The following is a 21,558-nucleotide window of genomic DNA, read 5'->3' as shown; positions in this document are numbered from 1 at the left end:
CCTCATTGGAACGTAGGGGTTTTCCTGCAGCAGGCTAACAACCGGTACCGCACGGCCGTTCGAGGGCTCAGTCCGTGGAAGGCCGCGTCAGATGCTTGAACGCGTCCAGGTTCCGGGTCGACTCGCCCCGGGCCACGCGCCACTCGTACTCCTTGCGGATGGCGCTCGCGAAGCCCAGCTCCAGCAGGGTGTTGAAGGCGCCGTCGGCGGCCTCCAGGGTCTGGCCGAGCAGGCGGTCCAGTTCCTCCGCGGTGACGGCGGAGTGAGGGAGCTTGGCGGTGACGTAGACGTCGCCGAGCTGGTCGACGGCGTAACTGACGCCGTACAGCTTGAGATTGCGCTCCAGGAGCCAGCGGTGGACGCCGGACTCGTTCTCGTCGGGGTGGCGGATGACGAAGGCGTTGAGCGAGAGGGAGTGGCGGCCGAGCCGGAGGGAGACCGTCGTCGACAGCTTCCGGGTGCCGGGGAGCTTCACGACGTAGGTCCCGGCTTCGGGGCTCTCCCACTCCAGTTCGGCGTCCCGGAGGAAGTCCTCTACGGCCTGCTGCGCGTCACCCATGGTGGGAGCGTACGTGACGGCGATGGGCCTGGGCGGCCGCCAGGTAGACGTCCGCCGTGGCGGCGGCCGCCGTGTCCCAGCCGAAGGACAGGGCGTGCCGGGCCGCGGCGGCGCCCATCCTCGGGGACAGCTCCGGGTTGTCGGCGAAATCGCGCAGCACGCGCGCGTAGGCGGCCGGTTGATGCCCTCGGACGAGGAAACCGGTCTGCCCGTCGCGTACGGCCACCGGAAGCCCGCCGACCGCCGCCGCCAGCACCGGCGTACCGGCCGCCTGCGCCTCTATGGCGACCAGGCCGAAGGACTCGCTGTAGGACGGCATGACGAGGACCGAGGCGGCCCGGAACCAGTCCGCGAGCTGCTCCTGGCCGACGGGCGGGCGGAACCGTACGACATCGGCGATACCCAGCCGGGCCGCCAGCTTCTGCAGCCCCTCGGGCTTGGCGAGGCCGCTGCCGCTGGGGCCGCCGACCACGGGGACGAGGATGCGCGAGCGCAGCTCGGGGCGCTCCTCCAGGAGGACGGCGACCGCGCGCAGCAGGACGTCCGGCGCCTTCAGGGGCTGGATACGGCCCGCGAAGAGCGGGATCAGGGCGTCCTGGGGCAGGCCGAGTCGGGCGCGGGCGGCGGCGCGGCCGTCGGCGGGCGAGAAGCGCTCGAGGTTGACGCCGGGGTGGACCACGGCGACCTTGGCGGGGTCGGCGCTGTAGTGGCGTACGAGCTCGTCGGACTCCTCCGCCGTGTTGGCGATGAGGCGGTCGGCGGCGGAGACGATCTGGGTCTCGCCGATGACGCGGGCGACGGGCTCGGGGGTGTCGCCCGCGGCGAGGTTGGCGTTCTTCACCTTGGCCATGGTGTGCATGGCGTGCACCAGGGGCGTGCCCCAGCGCTGGGCGGCGAGCCAGCCGACGTGGCCGGAGAGCCAGTAGTGCGAGTGCACGAGGTCGTAGTAGCCGGGGCGGTGGCCGGCCCAGGCCTGCATCACGCCGTGGGTGAAGGCGCAGAGCTGGGCGGGGAGTTCCTCCTTGGCGAGGCCCTCGTAGGGGCCGGCGTCGACGTGGCGGACGGTGACGCCCGGGGCCATCTCGACGGTGGGCGGGACGGCGGCGGTGGTGGCCCGCGTGAAGATCTCGACCTCGATGTTGATCGCCGCGAGGCGCTGCGCGAGTTCCACGATGTAGACGTTCATGCCGCCGGCGTCGCCGGTGCCTGGCTGGTGGAGCGGTGAGGTGTGCACGGAGAGCATCGCGACCCGGCGGGGACGCCGGTGCAGCCGCAGTCGCGGCGCGGCCGCCGAAGACCGCCGCCCGAGCCTGCTGACGTAATGGCTCACGTGGCGTTCCTCCTAGCTGCGGGCATGCCTGGGGGAGGACGTGCGGGGCCCTCCAGACAGGTGCAACGCCGGAGCCCTCGACTCCATTTCCACCGACCGCTTCTTTGCCGAATCATTACCGCTACTCGCTCAACCGTTCGAGGGCTGGATGCGTGCGGATATCCTCACAGGCATGACAGCCCGCGCCGCCTCCCTCCCCCACTCCCGGCCGCGCTCGAGCGGGGGGACCCCCATCGTGGGGACGGTGACGCGCGGGACGACCAACCCCAACCGTCTGCGCCGCATGGACCGCTGGATCGCCGCCACGCACGGGGGTGAGCTGCGCCGCGCCGGAGAGGCCGTGGCCGTCGATCTCGGTTACGGGGCCGCCCCCTGGACGGCCGTCGAGCTGCTCGGGCGGCTGCGTACCGTCGCGCCACGCACGCGTGTCGTCGGCGTGGAGATCGAACCGGCCCGGGTCGAGGCGGCACGGCCGTACGAGCGCGACGGGCTCGTCTTCCGGCACGGCGGGTTCGAGGTCCCGGTCCCCCAACGGCCGACGCTGATCCGGGCCGCCAACGTGCTGCGGCAGTACGACGAGGCCGAGGTGGCCGCGGTGTGGGAGCGGCTGTGCGCCCGGCTCGCGCCCCGCGGACTGCTCGTGGAAGGGACCTGCGACGAGATCGGGCGGCGGCACGTGTGGGTCGCGCTCGGACCCGAGGGTCCGCGCACGGTGACCTTCGCGACGCGGCTCGGCTCCCTGGAGCGCCCCTCGGACCTCGCCGAGCGGCTGCCCAAGGCGCTCATCCACCGCAATGTCCCCGGCGAACCCGTGCACGCCTTCCTGCGGGACTTCGACCGCGCCTGGGCCGCCGCCGCGCCCTACGCCTCCTACGGCGCCCGCCAGCGCTGGATCCGCGCGGTGCGCGACCTCACGGCCGACTGGCCCGTGACGGACGCTCCGGTGCGCTGGCGGCAGGGCGAAGTGACGGTGGCGTGGGGCGCGTTGGCCCCGGTCCGCTGAGCCCGGCCGTCACCCTGACCTGCGGGGAACGATCTCCGTGAGTCGTTCGTCACATAGGCGGGGTGATCGTCATGCGGGGGCGGGAAGGGGGGAAAGCAGCAGGATGCGCGACCTCTGTCGTTTTACGGCCGAACATGGCACGATCCCCCGGACGCCCGTAAGTTACTGACGGTAAATCAGTTTGGGGGAAGAGGTATGGGTACGGCCAGGAGCGGCCTGATCACCGCTGCCGTCACCGTGGTCTGCGCGGTGACCGTGCTGGCGGCACCGGGCACCGCGTTCGCGAGTCCGACGCCCACACCCAACCCGAGCGCGACCTCGACTCCCGTGACCAACAAGGACCTTGAGGCCGTACGCAAGAAGCTGGACCGGCTCTATCACGACGCGGCCGTCGCCACCGACGCCTACAACTCCGCCGAGGAGAAGGCCGACAAGCAGTCCGCCGAGATCGTGGCGCTGGCCAAGAAGATCGTCAAGGGCAAGAAGAAGCTGGACGACCTCAAGGAGCGGGCCGGCGCCGCGGCCGCCGCCCAGTACCGCAGCGGCGGACTGCCCGACGAGGCCCATCTGGTACTCAGCGACGACCCGCAGGAGTTCCTCGACGGCGCGGGCCGGGTCATCCAGGGCGAGCGTGCCACCAAGGGACTGCTCGCCGAACTGACCCGCACCCAGGAGGACTTGGAGCAGTACGCCAAGGACGCCTCCGCCCACTGGAAGAAGCTGGAGGCGGGCCGCAAGGCGAAGGCGAAGGCCAAGGCGAAGATCAAGAAGCAGATCGCGGCCGCCGAGAAGCTGGAGTCGGAGCTGGAGGCGGAGGAGAAGGAGCGCCTCGCCGAACTGGAGCGCCGGGCCGCGCAGCAGGCGCAGACGGCCTGGCTCGACTCCGGGATACTCGACGAGATCGACGGCAAGGCGACCGCGCAGGGCAAGAAGGCCGTGGCCTATGTCACCGCCCAGTTGGGCAAGCCGTACGAATGGGGCGCGGAGGGACCGGACACCTTCGACTGCTCCGGACTCACCTCACAGGCCTGGGCGGCGGCCGGGCGGCCGATCCCGCGCACTTCCCAGGAGCAGTGGAAGCGGCTGAAGAGCGTGGCCATCGAGGACATGCGTCCCGGCGACCTCATCATCTACAACGACGACGCCAGTCATGTCGCCATGTACGTCGGCGACGGCGCGATCGTCCACGCCCCGCGCCCCGGGCGGACGGTGACCGTCGCGGGGGCCGGTTCCATGCCGATCCTGGCGGTCGTACGGCCGGACGCCTGAGACCGGCGTCACGGCCAACAGCCCCCGGGTGACCGGGGCCACGTGACGCAGTGCACGCCGAACGGCGCCCCAAACCCGGGGCGGACGTGACGTTCGTCATCCCCGGCGCCCCGTCGGCCTGCCCAACTGCGATACGGAACGCGGCATATGACAGTGGCCACCCGTCGAACGGCGTGGCCTGCACCATTCCTTTGCGGTGCCCACTACCGCTATGGTCCCCGTCGGTGGGTCGAGGTCCCTCGTCCCCGCCATGCCCTCGGGGGGAGGGAAGGAACCCAAGACGATGCCCGTACCCGTACCGCGGCAGAGAGCGATCCCGGCCGTGGAGAGTGGTCAGGCGCAGGTGGCGCCCGCAGCCGGCGTCACCTCCAAGGAAAGCCCTCACACCAACCTGACGCTGCTGCTGATCCAGGACGATCCCGGCGGCTCCACGGTCCTGCCCGAACTGCTCGACTGGGCGGGCCGGCCGATCCGCGTCCGCAGCGCGCGCAACCTCACCGAGGCCGAGCGCCTGCTCACCGACGACGTCCACTGCATCCTGCTGGACCTGGCGCTGCCCGCGCCGGGCCGCAGCGACGACAGCGACGAGCTCGCCGTGCTCAGGCACGTGCTGGAGCTCGCGCCCCGGCACGCCGTCCTCGCCCTCACCGCCTCCGGCGACGCCGAGCGCGGTGCCGACGCCGTCCGCGCGGGCGCCCAGGACTACCTCCTCCGGGACGAGCTGGACGGCCGGCTGCTGAGCCGCGCGATCCGTTACGCGGTGGAGCGGAAACGTTCCGACTCCGCCGAGCGCAGGCTCGCCGAGGGCCGGGTGCGGGCCCAGGAGAACCGGCGCCTGGAGCGCGGCCTGCTGCCGACGCCCCTGCTGGACGGCTCCCCACTGCGCTTCGCCGCGCGCTACCGGCCGGGACGTTCCCGCGCCCTGCTCGGCGGTGACTTCTACGACGTCGTACGGACCTCCGACGGCACCGTGCACGCCATGATCGGCGACGTCTGCGGGCACGGCCCGGACGAGGCCGCGCTCGGGGTCGAGCTGCGGATCGCCTGGCGGGCGCTGACCCTGGCCGGGATGTGCGGGGACGAGCTGCTGGGCACGCTGCAGCAGGTGCTGGAGCACGAGCGGGCGGACGACGAGATCTTCGCGACGCTGTGCACGGTGGACATCGCGCCGGACGGCCGACGGGCCGGGCTGTGCCTCGCCGGGCATCCGGCGCCGCTGCTGGCCCGTCCCGGGCGGGCGGCGCGCCTTCTGCCGTACGACAAGAACGGTCCCGCGCTCGGGCTGCTGCCCGGGGCCCGGTGGCCTCGGATGCAGGTGGAGCTCGGCGCCGAGTGGAGCCTGATGCTCTACACCGACGGCCTGATCGAGGGGCGGATCGGTGAGGGGCGCGAGCGGCTGGGCCAGGACGGCATGGTGTCGATGGTCCGGCGGCAGATAGCCGAGGGGCTGCGCGGCGAGGCGCTGCTGAGCGCGGCCGTCAACGAGGTGCGGGATCTCAACGGGGGCGAGCTGACGGACGACGTGGCCGTGTTGCTGCTGGATCGGGTGGGCTGAACGGCGCCCCTCACGGGGCGCTCAGCCGCCGCTGGGCGGGAACTACCGCCCGCCGTTCCAGGGGCCGTAGGGGCCGTCGCTGCTCGAGCCCCTGCGGGTGTTGCGGCCGCCGCCCGGGAGGCTGCGGATCGCGGGGCGTACGTCCACCATGTACACGATCGTCGCGATGAGGCCGATGATCGGTAGGAACGACAGGATCGGGAAGAGCAGGTTCACCACGAAGGCGATGCCGAGGATGATCAGCCAGAACGGCTTGGTCTTCTTGTCGGCCGCGCGGTAGGCGTCCTCCCGGCGCGTGGCGGCGTCGATCAGCGCGAAGCCGCTGAAAATGATCAGGGCCATGCTCAGCAGCCACATGAAGTTTGCGAAGCCCTGCATCAGCACAACGTCCACCACCCGACTCGGCTCGTCCCTACGCGGTCACCGTACCCGTAGAACGGGCCGGACACCCCAGAGGTGCCCGGCCTGTCCATGGACCGTCGCCGCTTACTTCGCCGGCGGCGTCGACTTCTTGGCGGTCGTCTTGCGCGGGGCCGTCTTCTTGGCCGTGGGCTTCTTCGCCGCAGCCGCCGTCGCGGCGGGCTTGTCGTCGGCGGGCGTGGCCTGCGCGGACTTGACCTCGGCGGGCTTGTCCGCCTCCTTGACCTCGACGGGCTCCGGGTTCGGCTCCACCGCCACGGCGATGTCCTCGATCCCCTCGGCCGCCTCGCCGCGCCAGGTCTTCACGGCCTGCTCGCCGTGCTCGGCGACCTTCTCGTAGGTCTCGCGGGCCTTGACCGCGTACTCGGCGGCCACGCCGACCCCGCGCAGCGCGAGGTCCTGGGCGCTCTCGCCGAACTTCTTCAGGTCGGCGTCGAGGGTGGTGCCCAGCTTCTTCAGGTCGCCGTCGAGGGTGTTGATGAACTCGCTGACCCGGGCCTGGAGGGTCTCCTGTGTCTCCTTGACGCGGGCGCCGGCCTCCTTGGCACGGGCGGCGGCCTTCTCCTGGACGGCCTTCGGGTCGGTGTTGCGCACGGCGTCGATCCGGGCCGGGGCCTCGGTGCGCAGCTGCTCGACCAGGCCCGGGACCTTCTTGGCCTGCTGGAAGGCGAGGTCGGCGGTGCCGGCGGCGAAGTAGAGGGGGGTCGGGTCGCTCAGGGTCTTGCGGAGGTCGTCGGTGATGGCCATGGTGATGGTCCTCCCGGGGTCGCTTGGCAGATGAGGGTGTGTTGTGGGTGCGTTCCCGCAGGCCCGGTGCGACGACGGCCGGTTGCCGGGCTCAGCCGGCCGACCGCCGCGGCTCCTGCGGGTGCGGTGGGTCGTACGGGTCTTCCGTGTCCTTCACATCGGCTATGCCGGCCGCGTCGGCGTCATTGCCGGAGCCGCCGTGGTCGGCGTCGTTGCCGGAGCCGCCGGAGTCGGCGTCCGCGCCGGTGTCCGCGTCCGTACCGGTGAGCGTCGTCGCTTCCTCGGCCGTCGCGATCCCGAAGCCGTTCTCCTTGCGGAAGGACTCGTAGATCTGGAGCAGCACCTGCTTCTGCTGCTCGTTCAGCGTGGGGTCGGCGAGGATGACGGCGCGCGTCTCCACCTCGTCCCGATCCCGCTCGGCGTCCAGGATCCCGGCCCGCACGTACAGCGTCTCGGCGGAGATCCGCAGCGCCTTGGCGACCTGCTGCAGCACCTCCGCGCTCGGCTTGCGCAGCCCGCGCTCGATCTGGCTCAGATACGGGTTGGACACCCCGGCGGCATCGGCGAGCTGCCGCAGCGAGAGCTGGGCGTTACGCCGCTGCTCGCGCAGGTACTCACCGAGATTGCCGACGTTGAGCGTTGCCATACCCCCACCTTGCCCCACCCCCGCTAACTATTGCAAGCAGCCGCTTGCAAAAGTGTGCCACGTCATGTCCCGGCGTCAGGTCCGGTCGGTCCGGCGGGTGTTCAGCGCAGGGTGAGGCGGGTCTCCGCGTCGATGTGGGTGAGCTTCTCGGGGTTGCGGACGTAGTAGATGCCGGTGATGCGGTCGTCCTCGAAGCGGATGGCCATGATGCCGTCGGTCACGCCGTCCACGCTGAGGGCGAAGGCCGGGTGGCCGTTGATCAGGGTCGGCTCGTAGGCGATCGTGACCTGGGCCTTTCCGAGGCCGCCGAGGACGTAACGGCCGACCTTGTCGGCGCCGACGATCGGGCGTACGGCCGCCTGCTTGAGGCCGCCGCCGTCGCTCATGAGGACGACCTCGGGGGCCAGGATGTCGAGGAGGCCCTGGAGGTCGCCGGTCTCCAGGGTGCGCCGGAAGGAGTCGAGAGCGGCGCGGGTCCGGCTCGCGGAGACGGCCTCGCGGGGGCGCCGGGCCTCGACGTGCCGACGGGCGCGGTGGGCGATCTGGCGTACGGCGGCGGGTGTCTTGTCGAGCGCGGTGGCGATCTCGTCGTAGCCGACGTCGAAGACCTCGCGAAGGACGAAGACGGCGCGCTCCGTCGGGGCGAGGGTCTCCAGGACGAGCATGAGCGCCATCGAGACGCTCTCGGCGAGTTCGACGTCCTCGGCGACGTCCGGCGAGGTGAGCAGCGGCTCGGGCAGCCACGGGCCGACGTACGCCTCCTTGCGGCGCTTCATGCTGCGCAGCCGGTTGAGGGACTGGCGGGTGGTGATCCGCACGAGGTAGGCGCGATGGTCACGCACCTGTTCCAGGTCCAGGTCGACCCAGCGCATCCAGGTCTCCTGGAGCACGTCCTCCGCGTCGGCCGCCGAGCCGAGCATCTCGTAGGCGACGGTGAAGAGCAGATTCCGGTGGGCGACGAACACCTCGGTCGCCGCGTCGGTGACGTGATCACTCATACCCGCACTCTCCCCTGTCGGCGCCCGCGCTGGCCCAGGCATTCGGCACCCCTGAGACACCGCCCACCGGAGACCTGTGACAGTACGTGACTCGGATCACTCGGGGGTGGGGCGGTGGAGCACCCTGCGCCGTCAGAGGCTCTCCTCCGCCTCCTCCCGCCGCGCCCTGTTCGCCTCGCGCATCACCGCCCACGCGTCCGCCACCGGGCCGAGATGCGTCAGTTTCTCGGGGTTGATCACCGAGCGGATCGTCCGGACGCGGCCGTCCGCGATGTCCAGCGCCATGATGTTGATGACCTTGCCGTCGCGGTCCCGGAAGAGCACGCCCGGCTGGCCGTTGATGTCCCGTGGTTCGGCCGTGACGCCGATCCGGAGGAAGGGATGCGCCAGCGCGCCGAGCAGCCGGGACACGTTCTCGGCGCCCGAGATGGCCCGCGCCCACTGCGGAGCCTTGCCACCACCGTCGCCGACCATCTGCACGTCCCCGGCCAACAGCTCCCGCAGACCGTCGACGTCCCCCTCCCGGAACGCGTCGAAGAAGCGCTCCGCCAGTTCCTCGCGTTCCTTGCGGTCCGCCTCGAACCGGGGCCGCCCGGCTTCCATGTGCCGCCGTGCCCGTACCGCCAGCTGACGGCACGCCGCCTCCGAGCGGTCCACCGCCGACGCGATCTCCGGGAAGCCGAACCCGAACACCTCCCGCAGCACGAACACCGCCCGCTCCAGTGGCGACAGCCGCTCCAGCAGCACCAGCGCCGCCATCGACAGGGAGTCCGCCAGTTCCGCCGAGCGCTCCGGGTCCTCGTACGGGTCGTTCAGCAGGGGCTCGGGGAACCACGGCCCGACGTACGCCTCCCGGCGCACCCGCGCCGAACGCAGCACGTCGATGGAGATCCGGGTGACCACCGCCGACAGGTACGCCTTCGTCGACGCCGGGCGGGTCGCCACCGCCTCCCAGCGCAGCCAGGCCTCCTGGACGGCGTCCTCCGCCTCGCTGACGCTGCCGAGAATCCGGTAGGCGATGGCGAACAGCAGCGGCCGCAGCTCCTCGAACTCCTCACCACGCCTCACACCGACCACCCCGTCCATACCGACCACCCTGAGCACCCCGACCGACGCAACCACCCTGAGCACCCCGACCGACCAGACGAACCCGACCAGCCCGACCAGCCCGAGCACCCCGACCGGCCGACCCCCCGACCACTCCGTCCACGCCGCCGTCCACCCACCCCGGCCATCCCACGCGTCCCCTCACGCCAGCCCCTCCCTGAACCCGTCCCGCCAGGACGGATACCGCGGCTTCCAGCCCAGTTCCCGTTTCGCCTTGGCGTTGGAGAAGCCGCGGCCCTCGGTCATCATCACCACCGCGACCTCGCCCGCCAGCAGCCGCGCCAGCCAGACCGGCACCCGCATCGGCGGGCTCGCGCCCGCGCACGCGGCCAGGTGCGGAAGCCACTCGGCCGCCGGGGCCGGTTCGTCGTCGACGATCGAGTACACCCCGGTCGCCCGCCGCTCGACCGCCAGTACGGTCGCGCTCGCCGCGTCGGACAGATGGATCCAGGAGCAGTACCCACTCCCCCGCCCGACCAGCGGAAACTGCCGTTTCCGAACGAGCGCCACCTGGTCGTCGGTCGCGCCGGCGCCGTAGAACGCGCCGTACCGCAGCACCGCACCGCCCGCCTTCGTGACCGCCTCCTCCAAGTGCCGTACCGCCGCCATGACGGGCTCGGCCGGGGTGCCGGTCAGCGGGTCCGTCGGATCGTCCTCGGTCTTGACCCAGCCGCCCGCACGGATGCCGTTCCACGCGCCGTAGCTCTGCGCGACGACATGCGGCACACCGGTCGCCTCCGCGGCGGCCAGCAGATGGTCCGTGCCTTCCGTGCGCAGCCGGTTGGTGGTGGCGAACCAGCGGTCCATGTGCTTGATGTCGGGCTTCCCGGCGATCGCGGTCATCTCGTGCACGATCGCGTCGGGGCGGGCCGAGGCCACCGCCTCACCGACCGACATCGCGTCCAGACCGTCCATCACCACCGCCCGCGCGCCGAGCCGCTCCAGCACGACCAGCTTGGCCGCGCTGGTCGTGGTCGCGGTCACCTCGTGCCCACGGGCCACCAGCTGCGGCACGAGATGCCGCCCCAGCATCCCGGCCCCGCCTGCCACGAACACCCGCATGACCCTCACCTTCCCTGTCCCGGGAACCGCCTCTCACCCACGAGACGAGTCAGGCCGCCCGCCTGTGACACGCCCGGCTGCCTCCGCGCCCCGCGTACCCACAAAAAAGTGGGTACTTGGCAGCGCTCACCGCAGCCGCGAGTCTGGACGCAGGTGATCAGGAAGCCGCCAGCCGCTCCAGACGGCGGTGGCCCCAGTCGGAGAGGGGACCGAGGAGTTCGGAGAGTTCACGGCCGAAGCCGGTCAGCGAGTAGACCGTCTTCAGCGGGAGGACGTCATGCACCTCGCGGTGCACCAGACCGTCCTCCTCCATCTCGCGCAACGCCTGCGTCAGCACCTTCTCGCTGAGCCCCGGCAGCCTGCGGCGCAGTTCGCCGGGCCGGAGCGGGCCTGATTCGAGCAGCCACAGCAGGCTCGTCTTCCACTTGCCGTCGATCACCGCGATCGCGGCGGTCACTCCACAGACGTTCAGGTCCTGAGCACGGCTGCGCGTCATCCTCGCCCCTTTTGTTCACGTGTATTCAGAAAACGCTGCTTATGGGAGTTGAAGAAGCATGTCCTCGTACGACGACCAGTCTGCCGTCACCGTCCTCGGCCTCGGCCCGATGGGCCGCGCGCTGGCCGGTGCCTTCCTCGCCGCGGGCGTACGGACCACGGTGTGGAACCGCACCCCCGGCCGCGACACCGACCTGGTCGCCCGTGGCGCGACCGGCGCCGGCACGGCGGCGGAGGCGGTCGCCGCGAGCCCGCTGACCGTGGTGTGCGTGGTCAACTACGACGCCTCCGACGCGATTCTGCGCCAGGCCGACGTCACCGACGCCCTCAAGGGCCGTACGGTCGTCAACCTCACCGCCGACATCCCGGACCGCGCACGGTCCACGGCCGCCTGGGCCGACGACCACGGTGTCGCCTATCTGGACGGCGCGATCATGACCCCGACGCCGAGCATCGGGACGCCGGACGCGGTGTTCATCCTCAGCGGCCCGAGGGACCTCTACGACCGGCACCACCCGGTCCTGTCCGCGCTGGGCGGCACCCACACCCACCTCGGTACGGACATCGGCCGGGCCGCCGCGTACGACGTCGCCCTGCTGGACATCTTCTGGACAGCGATGGCGGGCTACGCGCACGCCGTCGCGGTGGCCGGCGCCGAGGGCGTCACCGCCCGGGAGCTGGCCCCCTTCGCGCAGGGCATCGGGGCGATCCTGCCGCCGCTGTTCGAGGAGTTCGCGGCGGACGTCGACGAGGGGACGTACTCCGGCGAGCTGAACCCGATCACCTCTGCCGTCTCCTCGATGTCCCACATCGTGCACGCGTCCGAGTCCCACGGCATCGACGCGAGCCTGATGCGCGTCGTCGAGGGCCTCGCCCGCCGGGTCGTCGCCGCCGGTCACGGCGGTGACGGCTTCATGCGCGTCAGCCAGCTCCTGACCCACCAGGCCCACTGATCCACCGCCTCAGTTCGGCGAAGTCCGCGTCGGTCAGCCCCGTCCGCTGATCGACGCGGTGGAGCAGCGCGGGCCCGGGACAACGGTCCGCGACCCAGGCCCGGTCGGCGTCCCCGATCTCGTCGTCCACCCAGACGAAGGGCCGTCCGGCCGCCCAGGAGAGCAGCGGCAGGGTCTTCCAGTGCAGCCCCGGCGGGACGGTCGCGTCCTCCGGCCAGTCCAGCAGCGGCAGCGGGGGGAGTCCCAGCCAGGGCGCCAGGCAGGTGTTCGCGTCGTCCATCCAGGTCGTGGCCCACACGAGTTCGCAGCCGAGCCCGGCCAACCGCGGCCCGAGCGCCGGGTCGACGCGGGCCAGGAGGGGGTGGAGGGCGGCGGACCCGGCCACGGGACCGTCGTACTCGGGGTACGGCCCCGAGCCGCCGAAGGGCAGCAGCGTTCCGTCGACGTCCAGGAAGAGCAGCATCACTCCAGGATTCCTGAGGCTGCGGGCCCTCAGAACGGCAACCCCCGCGCGTGCACCACGTCGAGCCGGGACACCGCGCGGGTCAGGGCGACGTACAGGCGGTGCGGGCCGCGTTCCTCGGCGGCGGCGATCGCGGCCGGCTCCACGACGATCACGTGGTCGTACTCCAGACCCTTGACCGCGGTGGCCTCGATCAACGTCACCCGGCAGGTCAGCGCCCCGGCCGCCGTCAGGGTCTCGCGCAGCCACGGTACGTCCGCGTCCGCCGCGACGACCCCGACGGCGCCCTCGTGCGCCAGAGCCTCTCCTACGGCGGTGGCGACCGCCTCGGGGAGGCCGGCCGCCCCCGCCTCGCGCATCGTCAGTTCGCCGTCCCGGCGCAGGGAACGGGCCGCCGCGACGTCCACGTCGAGGCGGGACAGCAACCGGTTCGCCAGCTCCGCGACCGCCACGGGCATGCGGAAGCCGTTGGTCAGGGAGACCAGGGCCGCGTCCGGCTTGCCCAGGTGCCCGAGCAGCGCGCCCCAGGACCGGGCCGCCCACGGCGTCGTGCCCTGCGCCAGATCCCCCAGCACCGTGAGCGAGCCGAAGGGCGCGCGGCGCGCGATCGCCCGGCACTCCATGGGCGACAGATCCTGCGCCTCGTCGACGACAACGTGGCCGTACCCCTGTGGATGGTCGACGAGCCCGGACAGCTCGTCGAGGAGGACCAGGTCGGCCGGGGACCAGCGCGCCGACTTCCAGGACCGCGGCGGCCTCGCCCACAGCACCGCCTTCTGTTCGTCGGCGTCGAGCAGCCCGTCGGCCGCGGCGGCCAGCACCTCCGAGCGCGAGAGGAGTTCGGCGAGCACCTCCTCGGGCCGTGCCTTCGGCCATACGGCGTCGACGTACGGCCCCACGCCCTTCGCCCCCGCCATCCGGCGCACCCAGAGATTCGGCCGGGGTCCGCTCCGCCGTTCGGCCTGCCGCCGCAGCGCCCCCACCATCCGGGTCCGCACCCGCTCCCGGCCCACGCCGTACGGCAGGTCCTCGGCCCGTACCTCCCGTACGATCCGCGCGAGTTCGTCCTCGCCGACCCGCCAGCGGTAGGAGCCGTCCGGCACCGCCAGCGCCCCGGCCCCCTCCTCGGCCACCCGCGCGTACAGCGCCCGGCGCAACACCTTGGCCATCCGGGCGTCGTGCTTGACGGCGGCCGCCCGCTCCTCGTCGGCGCCGGTGACCGGCCCGCGGGCGATCTCCTCCAGGAGCGTCGACTGGCGTACCCCCGTCTCGCCGAGCGCCGGGAGCACCTCGGAGATGTAGGCGAGGAAGGTGCGGTTGGGGCCGAGGATCAGCAGGCCGGAGCGCTGGATGCGCTGGGGGTGGGTGTAGAGGAGGTAGGCCGCCCGGTGCAGGCCCACCGCCGTCTTGCCGGTACCGGGGGCGCCCTGCACGCAGACCGATACGGCGAGGTCGGCGCGGACGAGATCGTCCTGCTCGGGCTGGATCGTCGCGGCGATGTCCCGCATCGGCCCGACGCGCGGCCGCTCGATCTCCCGCGTGACGATCTCGCTGACCCGCGACTCCCCGCGCTCCAGGTGCTCGTCCTCCAGACCGGTGAGGTCCGCGGCGGCGCCCCGGCTGCCGGGCGCCCACCCGAACCGCCGCCGTACGGCGACGCCTTGCGGATCGCGGGCGCTCGCCTGGTAGAAGGCGCGGGAGACGGGCGCGCGCCAGTCGACGACGAGCGGTGGGGCGGAGGGATGCTCGGTGATGCGCGACCGGCCCACGTGGTAGCTCTGCCCGTGGTGCGGACCGTCGCCGAAGTCCAGGCGGCCGAAGAACAGCGGTCCTTCGGGCAGTTCCCGCATCGCCCGCGCCTTGCTGCGCAGCTGGTACCCGAGGACTTCGGCGTCGGCCCCGGACGCGGAGACGTCCTCGCCCACGACGACGTGGCTATCGGCCCCGGCGACCATCGCGTCGAGGGCGGCACGGCAGCGGTCGTGGTGGGCGCGTTCGGCGCGGAGGGCGTGCTGGAGGGCGTGGTCGGCGGCGCTCATGCCATCGAGCCTACGGGAAAAGCGTAACCGAGTTAAATTTTTTACCGAGTCAGGTACGGCAGTCCTGCCTCCAGGAGCCGAAACGCCCGGTCAGCCGCCGCCACCGCGTCCTCGCGCATGTCCCGCACCCGCTCCCCACCGGAGATCCGCCGCCAGTTGTCCATCGCGAGGACCCGCTGCACCGCGCAGATCTGCCCCGCGGCCAGCCGAGCGTCCAGATCACCGCCCAGCGCCTCGGCGAGCGCGGCCTCGGACCGCTGCTGGTGGGTGTGGGCGCGGGCGACGAGGGAGGGCGTCCCGTACAGCAGCCGGTGAAAGGCGAGCACCTGAGGATGGTCATTGAGCCCGGTGACGGGATCCCCCCGCTCGAGCCCCTCCAGGAAATGCCGCCGCAGCGCGTCGAGGGGCGCGCCCTCCGCCTGGGCCACCACCCGCGCGGCCTCGTCCTCGTGATCGGAGATCCGGTACAGGACGAGGTCCTCCTTGGCCGGGAAGTACCGGAAGAGGGTCGGCTTGGAGATCTCCGCCGCGGCGGCGACCTCCGCGACGGACACGGCGTCGAACCCCTTCTCCAGAAAGAGCCGAATCGCCACCTCCGACACGGCCTCGTACATCCGCCGCTTCTTCCGCTCCCGCAGGCCGGTCTCGCTCATGGGTCGAGCGTACGGGCCGCCCTCGGCCTCAGGCCGCCGCGCCCCGACGCCAGGGCGGCCGCTCGGCCAGGCCCCACAGGTCGTCGAAGTGCTTGTTCCAGGTCGCCACGGCGGCCTTGGCGTCGTCGCTGTCCTCACGGGACCAGGTGTTGAGGTCCGTGCGGTAGCCCTTGGGGTCGTAGTACTCGGGTTCCGCGCCGATGCCCATGGTGCGGGCGACGACGTCGTAGAGGCCGTGCAGCACCAGCTCCCGGTTGAAGATGCACACCTTGTCCCGCGGTATGCCCGGGTAGAAACGGTATTCGCACTCGACGGTCACCCGCCCGAGCATGGTCACCCGCTGCGCGATCGCGGACAGCGTCTGGTCGTATTCCCGGCACTTCACCTCAAGGCGCTTGCGGAACTCCTCGTCGTCGACCGGCGCACCGCCCTCGCCCACCCGGGCCGGGACGATCATCGGCTGCCGGAAGTCCGGGACCAGGAACCTGATCGAGACGTGCCTCGTGGGACCCGGATCGTCGAGGAAACTCTCCAGCCGGTGATAGAGCGCGTTGTAGAGCGTCTCACCCGTGTAGCCGAGGAAGCTGATCTCCACGTGGCGCGCCAGGAAGGCGTCGGTCACGAACCTGCCGAGGTCCCGTGACTTCACCTGTCCACGCGTCGGCGCCCTGAGCGAAGCGGCCAGGTCCTTCACGGTGTCGTAGAGCACATAGCCCACCAGGCTGAGCAGCGCACCGCCCAGGAAGGCCTTTCCCTCCAGGGCGTCACCGACGGGCTTCACGAACTGGGCCGTCAGTCCCGTGACGAAGATGCCCAGCAGCAACAACCGCGTGACGGTGGGCTCGTAGCGTGCCTGTAAGCGCTTCAGCCGTTCGCCCATCCCATCGTCGGGCCTCCCGCTCGCACCACCGGACATGCGCAGCCCCTCCCCCGGCCGAAGGACGCCGACCTGGTGTCACGTGCCTTCGGGATACCCGTGCAGCGACGGGCCTCCATGGTCTCCGTGCGGCAACGCGCGGGCAAGATAGGGGTTGGCGGTGGACTTCACCTGCAGGCCCAGGTTCGCGGTCGCCTCGATCAGGGTCATGGAGTATCTCTCCACCGCCCGGCGGACGTTCGGGGCCTCCAGACTGTCGCCTGTCACCAGGCGGTCGAGGTCCACATAGGCCGAGCGGACGGTCTCGATCCAGCGGTACACCCGCCAGTCCTTCTGCCAGCCCCTGGTGCAGTCTTCAGGCAGCAGCCTGGACCAGCGGGTGAACAACCGGGTGCGGATGTCAGGCAGGGTCGGGGTCAGGTGCATATGGCGCACCAGGTCGTAGAGCGGATCCCCCACCATCGCCATCTCCCAGTCGATGAAGGTCAGACCGCTGCCGTCCTCACGTCGCACGAGGTTCCACGGGTTCAGGTCGCCGTGCAGGAGCACGGGCCGCCGCGGGGTCATCAGGTGACGGCCGAGGATCTCGCCGAGCCTGAGACTGCTGGGCAGCCCGAGTTCGCGCGCCAGGTCGGTGGTCTGCTTGGGGAGCTCCGAGACCATGCGGATCAGCTCTTTCCGCAGATGTGCGTAGTAGAACTCCCGGTACGCGAAGGGATGATCGAGCTTCTCGCAGTTCACATACGTCAGAGCGCAGAGCTGATTGACGAGATCGTCCGCCTCGTGCGGCAGCAGCCCGCTCTCCGGATGGTCCGGATGCCTGATCTCACCCTTCGGCCCCTCGTAGGAGTGAATCGTGAACTGGTCACCGAGTTCGCTCGTGCCCAGCGCCAGCACCCTCGGCGCTCGCACCAGCACGCCGGACGCCTCGATCGCCCTCAGGACCGCGTGCTCGTGGAGGTACCGGCGCTCCCGGGAGCTGCCCGTGCCCACTTTGCGCCGCACCATCACCGGGTCGGGATACCCGGTCACCCGCACCGCCGTGCTGAGGTGCTCCGTTCCCTTGAACACCCGGTCCGCCGAGGCCGCGCCCTCCTCGAACAGCGCCTCCCGCACCGCCGACGGGGGGAACAGCGGATGCTGCGGCATCCGCGTGTCGGGCTCCCACGAGATCGACGAAACCGCCCGGTCGCGGCTGTGCCGCTTGCCGTGGGAAACGTTCCAGCGGAAGAGGATGCGCTCGATCGCCTTCTGGTCCGGCACGCTCTTGAGCCGCAAGGGCTCTTCCGCCGCCACCAAAGCCCGGTGCACCGCACGAGTCGCCGCGTCCAGGTCCCGCTGGTCGTAGGAGTCACCGAGCGAGGTCGCGGCGCGCATCACGTCCGGGTAGACGGACTGGGCGCGTTCGAAGGCGATGTAGTGCTTGAGGTCCCGGTCGAGGCCGTTGACCGCCTTGAGGCGTCGCTTCGCCATGCTGTCGCGCCACGCCTCCACCACCTCCCACCACTGGTGATCGGGATACCGCATCCGCACCAGATGGGTGGCGAGATCGTGCAGGGGGTCGCCGTAGCTGGCGAGTTCCCAGTCGACGCAGATCAGCGGCGGATCACCGTGGTACGACACGATCACGTTGTCCCGGTGCAGATCGGTGTGGATCAGGCTGAAAGGGCGGCTGATCATCGCCGGCACCCGCTCGGCGAACCGCACCATCGCGTCCTCGGGAATGCCGAGCGTGGCGAACAGGCCACCGAACCTTTCCCAGTTGCGCTGCCTGATCTGCTCCTCCGCCGCATGAGCCAGAGCCCGCAGAAAGGCCCGGCTGTCCCGGCTGGAGCGGGGCCAGTACTGCGGCAGCGGCGGCAGATCCTTTCTGCCCACCTGCGTCATGTCGGCGAGCAGACCGGCCATGGCGGAGATCAGCCCGGAGTCCACCGGCTTGCCGTTGGGGCAGATGCTGGACAGTGGCACGCCCTGCACATAGCTCAGAATGGTCGCGCTGCCGCGCCGGGCCAGGCAGCGGGGCGCATGCGGCAGAACCCTGCTGATGGCGCCGAGGATCTCCGCCTCGTCCTGCCAGGTCCTGATGACCACGGGAAGCGCCGAGCGGATCCGCTCCCGCAGCGTGAAGAGCTCCCCGTCCTCACAGCCGACGAGCCGGCGCTGCGCCTCCGTCAACGGCCGCACCATGTAGTTGAGATTGTGGTGCCCCCGGCCGAACTCGCCCAGGGTCCGGGCATAGCGCACGAGCTGGTCGTACGGCAATGGCCGCGTGCGGGGCACTGGTGGACCACCCAAGGGGCACTCCTGCTGAACAACTATGCAAGGAAACTGAATTCCATGCCGTGATGGGGCGGAGCCACTCTAATGTTTCGTACACGTCCCTGAGTCCAATGCCGCTGGAGAACGGCGACCTTCACCACACCGTGACCGGACAGTCAGCGGGCCAGAAGGGTCCACCAGGAGTGAAAGGCCGCCTGCCAGCTCTCGATGAAGACCGACCCGGTGGAGTTGGGGTCGCCCTCGTCATTGACGTGTCGGGTCAGCGTCGACCCCAGGCCCAGAACGTCCAGGGCCTCGATCTCCGTCTCGTCGTCCAACAGGATGGAACGCTCGACCACCTTGTACGGACCGAACAGTGCCTCGGTGTCCCGCAGGAGGTAGAGCTTGAACGGGGGGACCAGCGGTATCTTCCGGACCTCGACGGTCACCGACGGCACCAGCCCTTCCGTCTCCAGGTCCCGCAAGGCGTCCCGCAGCGAGGCCGTGTGCCGCCGGATGATGCCGTGCAGCCGCTCCTGGAGTCGCCGGTCGATCTCGGCCGGATCACCTTGGTCCTGCACTGACGGATTGGACCGGGGGTACGGCAACTTGACCGATTCGTCGGGCAGGATCATCCGCAGCTCGATGCGCTCGGGGCTGATCTCTTTGGTACGGACCCGCTCGGCCTGCACCCGGATGTGTGCGTCGAGGCTCTCGGAGGTGAGCGTGAAGACGTCCAGTTGCACCGACCGCTGGGCGAAGACCCGGGCGATGAACGGCCCCAGCGCCGGCCTCAGTCGCGGTGCGGTCTGAGGCTGGGTCGTCGAGTGTATGGGCGGCTCGCTGACCCACGTCCCGCTGCCCTGACGGGAAGCGACCCACCCTTCGCTCTTCAGCTCACGCAGAACGCGCTGCACGGTGTCGCGCGAGACGCCGAACTCCTCGGCGAGCGAGCGCTGCGCGGGCAACGACGAGCCCACTGGGTAGTCGCCGTTCGCCATGCGGGCGCGCAGCGTCTCCAGGAGATGGGATCCCGATCCCCTGCCGACGCCGTCGCCGCGTTCCCCGCTCACAGCGCGACCGTACCTCTTCGGCCGCACGAGCAAACCACTTCCAGTCACATTGGAAGCCGAGTTGACGGTTCCACATCCCGGAGTTGAGGGTCAGTTAAGGGATCAAGCCGTCAGGGCACAACCAATTCAGTGCAGTCAGTCCAATTGGACCGATAGTTGATCGGTTCTATGGAATGGTGAGGGATTGGATTGGGGTGGGGACCCATGACGGTGGTCCAAGTACTCTTCAGCACCATGTTGGCGCCGGGCCTGGAGCAGCTGATCCAGACCCGTTACGGGGTACTCGCGACCCTGGGGTTCAGCTTCACCGCCGCCGGCATCAAGGCCCGCAATGCGACCTGCGCGTCCATCGGGGCCGTGCTCCTGGCCCTCCTGGTGATTCAGGCCTGACCCTGGACCACGCGCAGCAACGACCACAGCGACCCGACGACCGACGTGGCCCCGGCCTCCCTCAGCCACCGCTCCTTGTGCTCGTTACGCGCGTAGCCCAGGAAGGGGACCCCGGCGCTGCGGGCGGCCAGATAGTCCGAGGGGGTGTCGCCGATCATCAGGGCCGCGCCGGGGGCCGAGCCTGTCGCGTTCAGCGCGCGGTGGAGGCAGTGGGGGTGCGGTTTGAGGTGGTGCAGGTTCTGGGTGCGGCCGTATATGTGCGGGGCGAAGCAGCCGTTGAGGCCGCGTCCCGTCAGATAGGCGCGCACCACACGAGGAGAGTTGTTCGTGACCACGGCCAGCCGCGCGCCGACGGCCGTCCAGGTACGGATCAGTGGATCGGCGTACGGCGTCGGCATCGCTGAGGACGTGGCCCGCAGTTCCTCATTGGTGAGACGTTCCTCCAACTCGGCGACCAGATCGCTGCCCGGATGCCGGCGGTCCACGGCCCGGAGTACGGCGTGCGGGTCGAGGGACTCGCGTTCGCCTTCCGTCAACAGACCGTGCAGGCCCCGCCCCTCCAGCCACTGCACCAGGTCGGTCGCCACCCGTTCGGCCGCGTGCCCGGCGAACAGACGGCAGACCGGCCCGTCGAAGTCCCAGAGCACCACTCGGGCGTTGCTGATCAGATTCCGAAGTTGCTTCGTATCGTTCTCGGTCTCGGCTGCCACCGGATCAGTCTGCGTCGTATCAGAAGCCACTACGAGAGTGTCAGGTCCGTCGTGATGGTTTCCCAGAGGGCGTCGAACCACTTCTGGGATTCGCCCACGAACGCCTCGTCGCGGTCGCCGGACTGCTTGGCGAAGGAGAAGAGCAGGGACTGGGCCCCCAGCGCGTCGTACATCTCCAAGGTCCGGCTCTCGTACTCCTCCTCCCGCTCGGTGACCACGTAGTACCCGATCAGGGCCTCTTCGCCGTTGAGCAGGTACAGCTTCACCGGCGGGGTGAAGGGGAGCGCCCGGAAGGTGACCTGCACGTCGATGCGGTGCGTCGCCCGCAGCGCCAGCAGGTTGTGCTGGAGGACCTGGGCCTGGGCGTTGCGCATGGCCAGCCAGCGTTTGTGCACGGAGTCGTCGGTGTTGTCGCCCTCCACCAGGACCGGGAAGGCCAGGGTGATGTCGCGGGAGGGGAGCAGGATGCGTACGTCGACCGACTCCGGACGGACGGTGGCCTCGTGGATGCGGCGAAGGGGTTCCCCCAACGCCAGCATCAGAGTCTCCGCGGTGTGGCAGACGACGTCCACGCGAACATGCCGGGCCGCGAACGCCTCGACCAGTCGTGGAGCCAGGCCGACCATCGTCGGCTGGGGCTCGCCGCGGGACGGGGCCGGGACGGCGATGCGCGGGGGGCTGCCCTTGCTGACGTTGGTGAGGAGGCCGTCCTCCTGGAGGGCGCGCAGGGCCTGGCGGACGGCGCCGCGCTCCACGCCGAACTCGTCCGCGAGCTCGGCCTGGGTGGGCAGGCGGTCACCCGCCTTGAGCTCTCCGGCGCGGATCCGCTCCCGCAGGATGTCGGCGATCTCCTGGGGGGAGAGCCTTCTGCTGCCGTTCACTGCCACGTTCTCCTGAGTCACGACCAAACGCTACAACTCCACCCCATCTGCCGGGAGTTGTCGGCAACT

General features: G+C 70.8%; 22 protein-coding genes. 5 read left to right on the top strand and 17 right to left on the bottom strand.

Annotation, left to right across the window (positions count from 1 at the left end):
- Positions 1–67 precede the first annotated feature (67 nt).
- The gene (locus tag ACWDRW_RS02440) at positions 68–559 is read right to left on the bottom strand and encodes a YbjN domain-containing protein (protein WP_451718920.1); all 492 of its coding nucleotides are present in this window, start codon (positions 557–559) and stop codon (positions 68–70) included.
- Positions 552–1,889: a D-inositol-3-phosphate glycosyltransferase gene (gene mshA / locus ACWDRW_RS02435; protein ID WP_451718917.1), complete on the bottom strand. Its 1,338-nt coding sequence runs from the start codon at positions 1,887–1,889 to the stop codon at positions 552–554. The genes ACWDRW_RS02440 and mshA overlap by 8 nt, the downstream gene beginning before the upstream one ends.
- A gap of 172 nt (positions 1,890–2,061) precedes the next feature.
- On the opposite strand from mshA, the gene ACWDRW_RS02430 reads away from it, so the two are divergent.
- From ACWDRW_RS02430 to ACWDRW_RS02420, 3 genes are all read left to right on the top strand, one after another.
- On the top strand, positions 2,062–2,892 hold the full coding sequence (locus ACWDRW_RS02430; protein WP_451718914.1) for a class I SAM-dependent methyltransferase: 831 nt from the start codon (positions 2,062–2,064) through the stop codon (positions 2,890–2,892).
- A gap of 195 nt (positions 2,893–3,087) precedes the next feature.
- Entirely contained in the window at positions 3,088–4,161 is a 1,074-nt protein-coding gene (locus ACWDRW_RS02425) for a C40 family peptidase (protein ID WP_451718911.1), read from the top strand.
- A 283-nt stretch (positions 4,162–4,444) separates the two neighbouring features.
- Positions 4,445–5,716, top strand: a complete 1,272-nt coding sequence (locus tag ACWDRW_RS02420) for a PP2C family protein-serine/threonine phosphatase (protein ID WP_451718908.1) — start codon at positions 4,445–4,447, stop codon at positions 5,714–5,716.
- Positions 5,717–5,758: 42 nt separating this feature from the next.
- Here the strand turns inward: ACWDRW_RS02420 and ACWDRW_RS02415 are convergent, their stop codons facing one another.
- The 7 genes from ACWDRW_RS02415 to ACWDRW_RS02385 all read right to left on the bottom strand — a co-directional run bounded on the left by ACWDRW_RS02415 (position 5,759) and on the right by ACWDRW_RS02385 (position 11,192).
- The gene (locus ACWDRW_RS02415; RefSeq protein WP_451718906.1) at positions 5,759–6,094 is read right to left on the bottom strand and encodes a DUF2516 family protein; all 336 of its coding nucleotides are present in this window, start codon (positions 6,092–6,094) and stop codon (positions 5,759–5,761) included.
- Positions 6,095–6,202: 108 nt separating this feature from the next.
- On the bottom strand, positions 6,203–6,883 hold the full coding sequence (locus tag ACWDRW_RS02410; RefSeq protein WP_451718903.1) for a hypothetical protein: 681 nt from the start codon (positions 6,881–6,883) through the stop codon (positions 6,203–6,205).
- A 91-nt stretch (positions 6,884–6,974) separates the two neighbouring features.
- A complete protein-coding gene (locus tag ACWDRW_RS02405) occupies positions 6,975–7,529 on the bottom strand; it encodes a helix-turn-helix domain-containing protein (protein WP_451718900.1) in 555 nt (184 codons plus the stop codon).
- Between the two features lie 101 nt (positions 7,530–7,630).
- Positions 7,631–8,527 carry an RNA polymerase sigma-70 factor gene (locus ACWDRW_RS02400; RefSeq protein WP_451718898.1) on the bottom strand — a complete coding sequence of 299 codons (897 nt, stop codon included), beginning with the start codon at positions 8,525–8,527 and terminating at the stop codon, positions 7,631–7,633.
- 132 nt (positions 8,528–8,659) lie between these two features.
- A complete protein-coding gene (locus ACWDRW_RS02395) occupies positions 8,660–9,595 on the bottom strand; it encodes an RNA polymerase sigma-70 factor (RefSeq protein WP_451719562.1) in 936 nt (311 codons plus the stop codon).
- Positions 9,596–9,775: 180 nt separating this feature from the next.
- Positions 9,776–10,696 (bottom strand): NAD-dependent epimerase/dehydratase family protein, encoded by a 921-nt coding sequence (locus tag ACWDRW_RS02390; RefSeq protein WP_451718895.1) that lies wholly within the window; start codon positions 10,694–10,696, stop codon positions 9,776–9,778.
- Positions 10,697–10,853: 157 nt separating this feature from the next.
- Entirely contained in the window at positions 10,854–11,192 is a 339-nt protein-coding gene (locus tag ACWDRW_RS02385; RefSeq protein WP_451718892.1) for a winged helix-turn-helix transcriptional regulator, read from the bottom strand.
- Between the two features lie 58 nt (positions 11,193–11,250).
- Between ACWDRW_RS02385 and ACWDRW_RS02380 the strand changes: the two genes are divergently transcribed.
- Positions 11,251–12,144, top strand: coding sequence for an NAD(P)-dependent oxidoreductase (locus tag ACWDRW_RS02380; protein ID WP_451718890.1), 894 nt, complete (start codon positions 11,251–11,253; stop codon positions 12,142–12,144).
- Here ACWDRW_RS02380 and ACWDRW_RS02375 read toward each other — a convergent pair.
- The 6 genes from ACWDRW_RS02375 to ACWDRW_RS02350 all read right to left on the bottom strand — a co-directional run bounded on the left by ACWDRW_RS02375 (position 12,113) and on the right by ACWDRW_RS02350 (position 19,508).
- Positions 12,113–12,607, bottom strand: a complete 495-nt coding sequence (locus ACWDRW_RS02375; protein WP_451718887.1) for an HAD domain-containing protein — start codon at positions 12,605–12,607, stop codon at positions 12,113–12,115. The genes ACWDRW_RS02380 and ACWDRW_RS02375 overlap by 32 nt on opposite strands.
- 29 nt (positions 12,608–12,636) lie before the next feature.
- Complete coding sequence (locus ACWDRW_RS02370; RefSeq protein WP_451718884.1) at positions 12,637–14,646, bottom strand: HelD family protein; 2,010 nt, start codon at positions 14,644–14,646, stop codon at positions 12,637–12,639.
- Between the two features lie 41 nt (positions 14,647–14,687).
- Entirely contained in the window at positions 14,688–15,299 is a 612-nt protein-coding gene (locus tag ACWDRW_RS02365) for a TetR family transcriptional regulator (RefSeq protein WP_451718881.1), read from the bottom strand.
- 28 nt (positions 15,300–15,327) lie between these two features.
- On the bottom strand, positions 15,328–16,179 hold the full coding sequence (locus ACWDRW_RS02360; protein WP_451718878.1) for a hypothetical protein: 852 nt from the start codon (positions 16,177–16,179) through the stop codon (positions 15,328–15,330).
- 75 nt (positions 16,180–16,254) lie between these two features.
- A complete protein-coding gene (locus ACWDRW_RS02355; RefSeq protein WP_451719559.1) occupies positions 16,255–18,363 on the bottom strand; it encodes a phosphotransferase in 2,109 nt (702 codons plus the stop codon).
- A gap of 248 nt (positions 18,364–18,611) precedes the next feature.
- On the bottom strand, positions 18,612–19,508 hold the full coding sequence (locus ACWDRW_RS02350; RefSeq protein WP_451718875.1) for a GntR family transcriptional regulator: 897 nt from the start codon (positions 19,506–19,508) through the stop codon (positions 18,612–18,614).
- Between the two features lie 204 nt (positions 19,509–19,712).
- Between ACWDRW_RS02350 and ACWDRW_RS02345 the strand changes: the two genes are divergently transcribed.
- On the top strand, positions 19,713–19,898 hold the full coding sequence (locus ACWDRW_RS02345; protein WP_451718872.1) for a hypothetical protein: 186 nt from the start codon (positions 19,713–19,715) through the stop codon (positions 19,896–19,898).
- Here ACWDRW_RS02345 and ACWDRW_RS02340 read toward each other — a convergent pair.
- A complete protein-coding gene (locus tag ACWDRW_RS02340) occupies positions 19,889–20,608 on the bottom strand; it encodes an HAD family hydrolase (protein WP_451718869.1) in 720 nt (239 codons plus the stop codon). The two genes, ACWDRW_RS02345 and ACWDRW_RS02340, sit on opposite strands and share 10 nt — an antisense overlap.
- 29 nt (positions 20,609–20,637) lie before the next feature.
- The gene (locus tag ACWDRW_RS02335) at positions 20,638–21,516 is read right to left on the bottom strand and encodes a GntR family transcriptional regulator (RefSeq protein ID WP_451718866.1); all 879 of its coding nucleotides are present in this window, start codon (positions 21,514–21,516) and stop codon (positions 20,638–20,640) included.
- Positions 21,517–21,558: the final 42 nt, after the last annotated feature.

It is taken from the genome of Streptomyces sp. NPDC003635, assembly GCF_053587635.1.
This window is presented reverse-complemented; position numbering and strand designations above follow the sequence as displayed.